This window comes from Pseudomonas sp. GW821-FHT01C01 (assembly GCF_059422645.1).
Map to the genome: position 1 here is coordinate 1 of NZ_JBWKXF010000094.1, position 8,638 is coordinate 8,638.

9 protein-coding genes are annotated in these 8,638 nt (G+C 61.1%); 8 read left to right on the top strand and 1 reads right to left on the bottom strand.

Features of this window, described 5'->3' with window-relative positions:
• Window positions 1-194: 194 nt before the first annotated feature.
• From AC07XF_RS28395 to AC07XF_RS28405, 3 genes are all read left to right on the top strand, one after another.
• Window positions 195-1,388: a CaiB/BaiF CoA transferase family protein gene (locus AC07XF_RS28395; RefSeq protein WP_495029163.1), complete on the top strand. Its 1,194-nt coding sequence runs from the start codon at window positions 195-197 to the stop codon at window positions 1,386-1,388.
• Entirely contained in the window at window positions 1,385-2,311 is a 927-nt protein-coding gene (locus AC07XF_RS28400) for a hydroxymethylglutaryl-CoA lyase (protein WP_495029164.1), read from the top strand. Before AC07XF_RS28395 ends, AC07XF_RS28400 begins: the two co-directional genes overlap by 4 nt.
• Window positions 2,312-2,484: 173 nt before the next feature.
• Complete coding sequence (locus tag AC07XF_RS28405; protein WP_495029165.1) at window positions 2,485-3,816, top strand: MFS transporter; 1,332 nt, start codon at window positions 2,485-2,487, stop codon at window positions 3,814-3,816.
• Window positions 3,817-3,944: 128 nt separating this feature from the next.
• Here AC07XF_RS28405 and AC07XF_RS28410 read toward each other — a convergent pair whose 3' ends face one another.
• A complete protein-coding gene (locus AC07XF_RS28410) occupies window positions 3,945-4,433 on the bottom strand; it encodes a DMT family transporter (RefSeq protein WP_495029166.1) in 489 nt (162 codons plus the stop codon).
• A 77-nt stretch (window positions 4,434-4,510) separates the two neighbouring features.
• Here AC07XF_RS28410 and AC07XF_RS28415 point away from each other — a divergent pair, with 77 nt between their 5' ends.
• The 5 genes from AC07XF_RS28415 to AC07XF_RS28435 all read left to right on the top strand — a co-directional run bounded on the left by AC07XF_RS28415 (window position 4,511) and on the right by AC07XF_RS28435 (window position 8,424).
• Window positions 4,511-5,419 carry a LysR family transcriptional regulator gene (locus AC07XF_RS28415; protein ID WP_495029167.1) on the top strand — a complete coding sequence of 303 codons (909 nt, stop codon included), beginning with the start codon at window positions 4,511-4,513 and terminating at the stop codon, window positions 5,417-5,419.
• 87 nt (window positions 5,420-5,506) lie between these two features.
• A complete protein-coding gene (locus AC07XF_RS28420; RefSeq protein WP_495029168.1) occupies window positions 5,507-6,145 on the top strand; it encodes a LysE family translocator in 639 nt (212 codons plus the stop codon).
• A 79-nt stretch (window positions 6,146-6,224) separates the two neighbouring features.
• Window positions 6,225-7,571 carry a sensor domain-containing protein gene (locus AC07XF_RS28425; protein ID WP_495029169.1) on the top strand — a complete coding sequence of 449 codons (1,347 nt, stop codon included), beginning with the start codon at window positions 6,225-6,227 and terminating at the stop codon, window positions 7,569-7,571.
• Between the two features lie 117 nt (window positions 7,572-7,688).
• Entirely contained in the window at window positions 7,689-7,847 is a 159-nt protein-coding gene (locus AC07XF_RS28430) for a KGG domain-containing protein (protein WP_007982976.1), read from the top strand.
• 73 nt (window positions 7,848-7,920) lie between these two features.
• Window positions 7,921-8,424: a DUF4142 domain-containing protein gene (locus tag AC07XF_RS28435; protein WP_495029170.1), complete on the top strand. Its 504-nt coding sequence runs from the start codon at window positions 7,921-7,923 to the stop codon at window positions 8,422-8,424.
• The last annotated feature ends 214 nt before the right edge of the window (window positions 8,425-8,638 follow it).

The window sequence follows — 8,638 nt, forward strand, 5'->3', positions numbered from 1 at the left end:
GAGCAAGCCCGCTCCCACAGGGGAACGCATTCCAAATGTGGGAGCGGGCTTGCTCGCGAAGGCGGCCCTGAGGTCACAGTAATCTCCCCGGGCGTTCGCATTTCGCGAACGCCCGTTGCCAACTGAAGGTTGGATTCCCCAGACACCGGTCCTCTAGTCTTGGCCCATATTCCAAGAACAAGAGGTACCCCGCGATGACTGCCCCCCTGAGTGCAATCAAGGTGATCGAGATTGGCACGCTGATCGCCGCACCGTTCGCCGCGCGCATGCTGGCCGAGTTCGGCGCCGAAGTGATCAAGATCGAAGCCATGGGCCAGGGCGATCCCCTGCGCAAATGGCGCAAGCTGCACGAAGGCACCTCGCTGTGGTGGTACCTGCAATCGCGTAACAAGAAGTCCCTGGCGCTGAACCTCAAATCCCCCGAAGGCATCGAACTGGTCAAGCAATTGGCAACCAGCGCTGATGTGCTGATCGAAAACCTGCGCCCCGGCGCCCTGGAGAAACTCGGCCTCGGTTGGGACGTGTTGCACGCGCTCAATCCCAACCTGACGCTGGTGCGGATTTCCGGTTACGGCCAGACCGGCCCGTACCGCGATCGTCCGGGTTTCGGTGCCATCGGCGAAGCCATGGGCGGGATTCGCTACACCACCGGCACGCCCGGTTCGCCGCCGGCGCGGGTCGGTGTGAGCCTTGGCGATTCCCTGGCTTCGCTGCATGCGGTGATCGGTGCGCTGATGTCATTGCTGCGGGTCAAGACCGGGCAGGGCGGCGGGCAAATCGTTGACGTGTCCCTGGCCGAAAGCGTGTTCAACGTCATGGAAAGTCTGGTGCCGGAATACGACATGCTTGGCCATGTGCGTGAACGCAGCGGCGGCGCCCTGCCGGGGATCGCACCCTCCAACACCTATCTGACCGCCGACGGCGCCTACGTGGTGATTGCCGGCAACAGCGATCCGATCTACAAGCGCCTGATGCAAACCATCGGCCGCCCCGACCTGGCCGAAGCCCCGGAATTCGCCCATAACGACGGGCGTGCAGCCAAAAGCAACCTGCTCGACGCCGCCATCACCCACTGGACCAGCAGTTTGCCAATCGACGAGGTACTGGCCGCGCTGGAGGCTGCTGAAGTCCCGGCCGGGCGTATCTACTCGGTGGCCGACATCGTCGCCGATCCGCATTATCAGGCGCGGGACATGCTGCTCAATGCCGAGCTGCCCGGTGGCGCCACGGTGAAGATGCCGGGCATCGTGCCGAAACTCTCCGAAACCCCCGGCGGCGTGAACTGGTCCGGCCCCGGGCTGGGCCAGCATACCGACGACATCCTCGCGCAATTGGGCCTTACCGCGATGGACATCGAACGCCTGAAAGGCGAAGGAGTGGTGCAATGATCACCGATTATTCCGATAGCCTGATCGTCCAGGAAGTATCCCCGCGCGACGGTTTGCAAATCGAGCCGACCTGGGTTGAAACCCACGACAAGATTGCCCTGATCGACCAACTGTCGCTGGCCGGGTTCAGCCGCATCGAAGCCGGTTCGTTCGTTTCGCCCAAGGCCATTCCGGCGTTGCGCGATGGCGAGCTGGTGTTCAAGGGCATCACCCGGCAACCGGGGGTGATCTACGTCGCGTTGATCCCCAACCTCAAAGGTGCGCAACGGGCACTGGCGTGCAGTGCCGATGAGCTGAACCTGGTGATGTCCGCCAGCCAGACCCACAACCTGGCGAACATGCGCATGCGTTGTGAAGATTCATTGGCTGCATTCGACGAGATTGTGCATTTCGTTGGCGACAGTCCTGTGCGACTCAACGCCAGCATCGCCACCACCTTCGGCTGCCCGTTCGAAGGCACGATCGATGAGGACCGCGTCCTGCAAATCGTCGAGGCCTATCAGGAGCTCGGCATCCAGGGCATTACCCTGGCCGACACCACGGGCATGGCCAATCCGCGTCAGGTCGACCGACTGGTGCGCCGGGTCTTGCAGCGGGTTTCGCCCAATGATCTGACCCTGCATTTCCACAACACCCGTGGCCTCGGTCTGTGCAATGTGCTGGCTGCCTACGAGGCCGGTGCCCGACGTTTCGACGCAGCCCTCGGCGGCCTCGGCGGCTGCCCGTTTGCACCGGGGGCATCGGGAAACATCTGCACCGAGGATCTGGTGAACCTGTGCGATGAAGTTGGCATTCATACCGGCATCGATTTGCCGCTGCTGCTGAAACTGTCCCGAGGCCTGCCGGCGCTGCTTGGCCACGAAGTACCGGGGCAACTGGCCAAGGCCGGGCGCAATTGCGATCTGCACCCGATCCCCACCTGACACACCGAATGAATCTGTAGGAGCTGGCTTGCCAGCGAAGAGGCCAGCCCATTCAACATCAATGTCGACTGACACGCCGCTTCGCCGGCAAGCCGGCTCCTACAAAAAAACACACCTCAACCAGACAACAAAAACAATCGGACACCCACGGGAAGTCCGCCTGGAGAACCGCAATGACCCTCAATGCACTGGAGGCGGGCGTGAGCCCGTCCGTTAGCCACGACACCGAAAAAGCCCTGGTCAGCAAAGTCGCCTGGCGTCTGATGCCGCTGATCATGGTCTGCTACCTGTTCGCCTTTTTCGACCGCATCAACATCAGCTTCGCCAAGTTTCAGCTGCAGACGGACCTGAGCCTGAGCGACACCGCTTACGGCCTCGGTGCGGGGTTGTTCGTGGTCGGTTATGTGCTGTTCGAAGTGCCCAGCAACATGATGCTGTACAAGGTCGGCGCCCGGCGCTGGATCGCCCGGATCATGATGTCCTGGGGCCTGGCCACGGCGGCCATGGTATTCGTCAACAGCGAATGGCAGTTCTACGTGTTGCGCTTCGTAATCGGTGCGATGGAGGCGGGGTTCGCCCCGGGCGTGCTGTATTACCTGACCCTGTGGTTCCCGCAGCACTATCGCGGGCGCATCACCTCGATGCTGTTCCTGTCGTCGGCGTTCGCCGGCCTGGTGGGGGCGCCGTTCTCCGGCCTGGTGCTGCAACACCTCGACGGTGTGCTGCAAATGCGTGGCTGGCACTGGCTGTTCCTGCTCGGTGGCGTGCCGTGTATCGGCCTCGGTTTGCTGGTGCTGACCCTGCTCAAGGACCGCATCGAAGACGCCCATTGGCTGACACCTTCGGAGAAGACTTTATTGGCCAGCCGCATCGCTCAGCATGAGCCGCACAAGAGCGGCGGTTCACTGCTTGCCGCGCTACGGATTCCGGGCTTCCTGACGTTGGGGCTGATCTATTTCCTGATTCAGATAGCGTCCTACGGCTTGAATTTCTGGGCGCCGCAACTGATCCGCAGCGCCGGTACCGAAAGCCCGGTGATGATCGGCTTGCTGACGGCCATCCCTTACATCTGCGGCGCCATCAGCATGGTGGTCATCGGACGCCTGTCCGATGCTTCCGGCGAGCGGCGCAAGTATGTCGCCGGCCTGGTGGCGGTCGGTGCAGTCGGGTTCTTCTGTGCGGGGATCTTTGCCAGCCACACGACCTTCCTGATTGTCGCGCTGGGCCTGCTCGGTGCCGGGATCATCGCCTCCATCCCGAGCTTCTGGACCCTGCCGCCGAAACTGCTGGCCGGTGCTGGCGCGGGCGCTGCCGGCGGGATTGCGGTGATCAACACCCTGGGCCAGTTCGGCGGTATCGTCAGCCCGGTGATGGTCGGCCGGATCAAGGACCTGACCGGCAGCACGACGCCGGCGCTGTATGTCATTGGTGTCTGTGCGCTGATCGCGGTTGCACTGTTGCTGTGGGGGTTGCCGCAGAAGCTGCGGACCCTCGACAAGGCCTGAAATCTACATTGCCAGATAGACCGCTTTCGCGAGCAAGCCCGCTCCCACAGTGACCGCATATTCCCTGTGGGAGCGGGCTTGCTCGCGAAGGCAGACCGGAAAACTCCATCGTACTGTCAGTTGTCCCATCAACCCGCCGTCGCCAACCCCTTGGCCGGTGCATCAAAAAATTGAATCAACACCGCCCCGGCCATCAACAACGCCACCCCAAACACCTTGGGCAAAGTGACCTGCCGCTCCATCAATCCAAACCAGCCGAAGTGATCCAGCAACAACGACGCCACCACTTGTCCCGCCAGCGCCAATGCCATGAACCCTGCGGCACCGAGCTTGGGCAGCAACACCAAAGCCAAAGAAATAAAGCACACGCCAAAAGCGCCACCGGCCCACATCCACAGCGGCGCCTTGCTGATAAATGCCAGTGAAGGCAACGGCAAACGCAGCGCAACGATGATCGGCAACAACACCACAACGCTCACCAGCAAAGATGCGAGCGTCGCCCACAACGGATGACCCAACCCGCGCCCGAGGTTGACGTTGATGGCGCTCTGAAACGGCACCACCGCCCCGGCAATCATCGCCAGCACTATCAGGCCGGCCCAATGCAACGTACTCATGATCGTTCTCCAACAGGTTTTGCTGGACTCTAGGGTATTCGTCACGCAGATTTAAATTCTGTTTTGCTATTCAGAACATGCACCGGATGAATGATCTTCGACGAATCGACCTCAATTTGCTGGTGATCCTCGACGCCTTGCTCAGCGAGCAACACGTGACCCGGGCGGCCGAGCGCCTGCACTTGAGCCAGCCAGCAGTCAGCCATGCGCTGGCGCGATTGCGTGACCTGCTCGGCGATCCGCTGCTGGTGCGCGCCGGTGCCAGCCTTGTACCGACGCCGCGAGCGCTGGAACTGGCGGCACCGCTGGCCGAAGCCCTGGTCCAGGTGCAAGCGCTGCTGGCGCCGAACGCGTTTGATCCGGTTACCGCCAGGCGCACCTTCCGCCTGGCGATGTCCGACTATGGCGCCGCCATTGTCCTGCCGGGACTGATCCGGACGTTGCGCCACGAAGCGCCGGGCATCGACCTGCAAATCAGCCATGGCAGCCGCGAAAGCATGCTCGACGGCGTGCTCAATGGCGATATCGATGTCGCCGTCGGCGTATTTCCGGAAATGCCTAATGAGTTGCGCAGTACGCCGCTGTTCGAAGAGCACTACGCCTGCCTGGTGGACCGCAACAGCTTGCCCGTCGACGGTGTGCTCGACTTGCCCACCTATCTGGCTCGACCTCATGTACTGCTGGAAATGCGCGGCAGCGGCACCCCGGAAATCGAGCGTGCATTGACTGCATTGCGTGAACGTCGTCGTGTGGCTGTCAGCCTGCCGCACTGGAACGTAGCACCGGAGCTCATCAGCGGAACGGACCTGATCCTTACTGTCGCGTCGCGAGGCCTGCGCGATATTGATGAGTCCTTATTGGTCGTCGTGTCACCGCCGTTTCACATCCCGTCGTTTACCTTTGTACTGGTCTGGCACAAGCGTCGGGGCGGAGATCAGGCGTTGAACTGGCTGAATGAGCGGATCGTGCAGGGGACCCAGCGTTGAAGAATTTCTGTCGCGATCAGGCAATCGACAGCTGAAGACCTGATATAGACTGGCCACCATTCACCAAGCCGTTCAAAAGGACGCCCCATGACCCCATCGTTGCTAATGGCCGTGCTTGCCTCGGGTTTTATCTACGGCATTACTCCGGGGCCGGGTGTGCTGGCGGTGTTTGGCATTGGCGCGGCCCATGGGCGACGGGCCGGGGCGGGGTTTCTGTGCGGGCATTTGCTCGGCGATGTGGTCTGGTGCAGCACGGCGCTGATCGCGATTGTCGGTGCGCGGGAGATCGGCAGTACGGCGTTCGACGTGCTCGGCGTGCTCAGCGGCCTGTACCTGTTCTGGCTCGGCTGGCGTGCGGTGCGCGCACGGCGCAGCAGCGGCGATGCGCCACAGGGGCCGGCGCGGCAGCCGTTCTGGCACGGCATTCTGTTTGGCTTGACCAATCCGAAGGCCTATCCGGTGGCGGTGGCGACGTTCACGGCGCTATTGTCGAGCCGCGCGGAACTGCTCAACTGGTCAATGCTGCCAGCGCTGATCGCCCTGAGTTTCGTCGGCGGGTTGCTCGCCTACGCTATTCTCATCGGCGTTGTCGGTGCGCGGCGGGTGCGCAGTTTGTACCAGCGTCATGAACTGGCAATCACCCGGTTGTGCGGGGTGATGTTCATCGGTTTCGCCATCAATGCGCTGGTGCATGCATTGCCGGGGCTGATGCCGGACAAGGCTTAAATGTGATCATAAGGATGCAAGGCTGACAGGGCAGGGATGATTGATAAGCGCTGCATTATCGGGACACCCACGCTGAACCATGGAAAACCGAAATTCCGCGCCACTGGCGAGCTATATCGATCTGTTGCTGGACGCCGTCTGTGCGGTGGATAAACAGGGCCGCTTCGTCTTTGTCAGTGCGGCGTGCGAGCGCATTTTCGGTTACAGCGCCGATGAGATGATCGGCCAGCCGATGATCGACATGGTGCACCCGGCCGACCGCCAGCGCACCCTTGACGCCGCCCGGGAAATCATGGGCGGCGAGCCCAAGCTCAACTTCGAAAACCGCTACCTGCGCAAGGATGGCCGCGTGGTGCACATCCTCTGGTCGGCCCGTTGGTCCGAGGTCGATCAACTGCGTATCGCGGTGGCTCGCGACATCACCGAACGCAAGCAGGCCGAATCCCGACAGGCAGCGCTGTATGCGATTTCCGAGGCGGCCCATGCGGCAGAGGATCTGCTGGCATTGTTCAAACGCATCCACATGATCATCGGTGAATGGCTGCCGGCACTGAATTTTTCCGTGGCGCTGTACGACGAGCACTGCGCGCAGCTGAATTTCCCTTATCACGTCGATGACCACGAGCCACAGCCCGAACAGCCCGGAACCATGACCGGGCGCCTGTGCACCGAGGTGATCCGCACCGGGCAGCCGATCTTGCTGACGCCAGACCAGTGCACACCGCCTGCCGGCTTTGAAGTGCTGGTGGCCGAGCAGAACGCACCGTGTTGGCTGGGTGTGCCGCTGAACTCGCAAAACGGCACCATCGGCGCGTTGATCGTCAAAAGCATTCCGGGCGGCGAGCGCTACACCGAGCAAGACATGGAACTGCTGCAATACGTCTGCGCGCAGGTCGCGACCGCCATCGAGCGCAAGCAATTGCATGCCCGCCTGCAACACATGGCCCAGTACGACCAACTGACCCAGCTACCCAACCGTGAGCTGCTGCGCGACCGGCTCAAGGCATCACTGAAGATTGCCCGGGAGGACGACGGGCGCATGGCGCTGTTGTACGTCGACCTCGACCGCTTCAAGCAAGTCAACGACACCCATGGTCATGCGGTCGGCGACATGTTGCTGCAAGCGGTGGCCAACCGGCTCAAAGGCTGCGTGCGGGAAACCGACACCGTGGCACGCATCGGCGGCGATGAATTCGTGGTGTTGCTGCACAGCATTCACGCTGCGGACGACACTGACATCGTGGTCAGGAAAATCCGTCAGGTCCTGGCCCAACCCCTGCGACTGGACGGGCACAGTCTGAACATCCAGCCCAGTATCGGCGTCGCCCGATACCCCGATCACGGCACCGAAGAAAAGCAGTTGTTCAGACATGCCGACGAGGCGATGTACTGCGCCAAACGCGAGCATCACCTGCGACTGGTCTGATATTAGGGTACCGTTCGTCGCGGTATCCAAGGAATTTTCTAAACCTTTTGGGACGCGCAAATTCAGATTCTATGGGGGCTACAGCTCGCCGCGATTATCACCAAGAGGAAGAGAATCATGCCTAATTCAAGAAACTCGAACTCGGGAAACTTCGCCAACGATCGAACGAAGGCCTCTGAAGCCGGTCGCAAGGGTGGGAAAACCACCACCACGACCGTCGATAAAGACCCGGCGAAACCCGACATGGGCCGCAAGGGCGGTCAGAAATCCCGCTAAAGGATGTGGGTGGTTTTGTTTGAGAAGCGGGGGCGAAAGCTCCCGTTTGAATTTTGAAAAGGAGGGCGCGACCATGAACCGGATGGCCACCCGAATACGTAATGCCAGTTTTGCCACGCTACTTGGGCTATTTGCCAGCAGTGCCTTTGCCCAATCGCTCGCCGAGTTCATCGACGAAGCCTCGGCCAAAGGCATGGCGGATATCGAAGCCAGCCGGCTTGCGCACCAGAAGTCCGAATCCAGAGAGGTCAAGGATTACACCATCGTCGTCATCAACGACCGCACCACCGCGAACCAGCATCTGGCGAAAATCGCCAAGCAACTGGATTTGCCGGTGGCCCCACGCGAAGAGGTTGTCGAAAAGGCCAAGGCCCTGATGCCACAAGCCATGGAGGGGGCGACCTTCGACGAGGCCTATGCAGCCAGTCAGGTGAAGACCACGCAGGAAGCCATCGATCAGTTGCAGCAGGAAGCGCAGATCACCGACGTACCGCAGATCAAGGCGTTCGCCGAAGAAACCCTGCCTAAACTGCAAAATCATCTGCAAATGGCCAAAGCGTTGCAGGCTAAAAGTTGAACACAAAGATTGAACAAAAGCGGCGCGGGGCTTCAGTCTCGCGCCGTTTTTCTTTTCAGCACTGATCCAGCGGCCTGTAATAAAAAAACGGCTAATCACGCCTGAGGCCAGTCAGTTAAGCAATTTCAGCCGCGACACCTTTGTAGCAGCTGCCGAGCCCGCGAGGCTGCGTTCGGCTGCGAAGCAGTCGTAAAATCAGTCATTGCGGTACGTC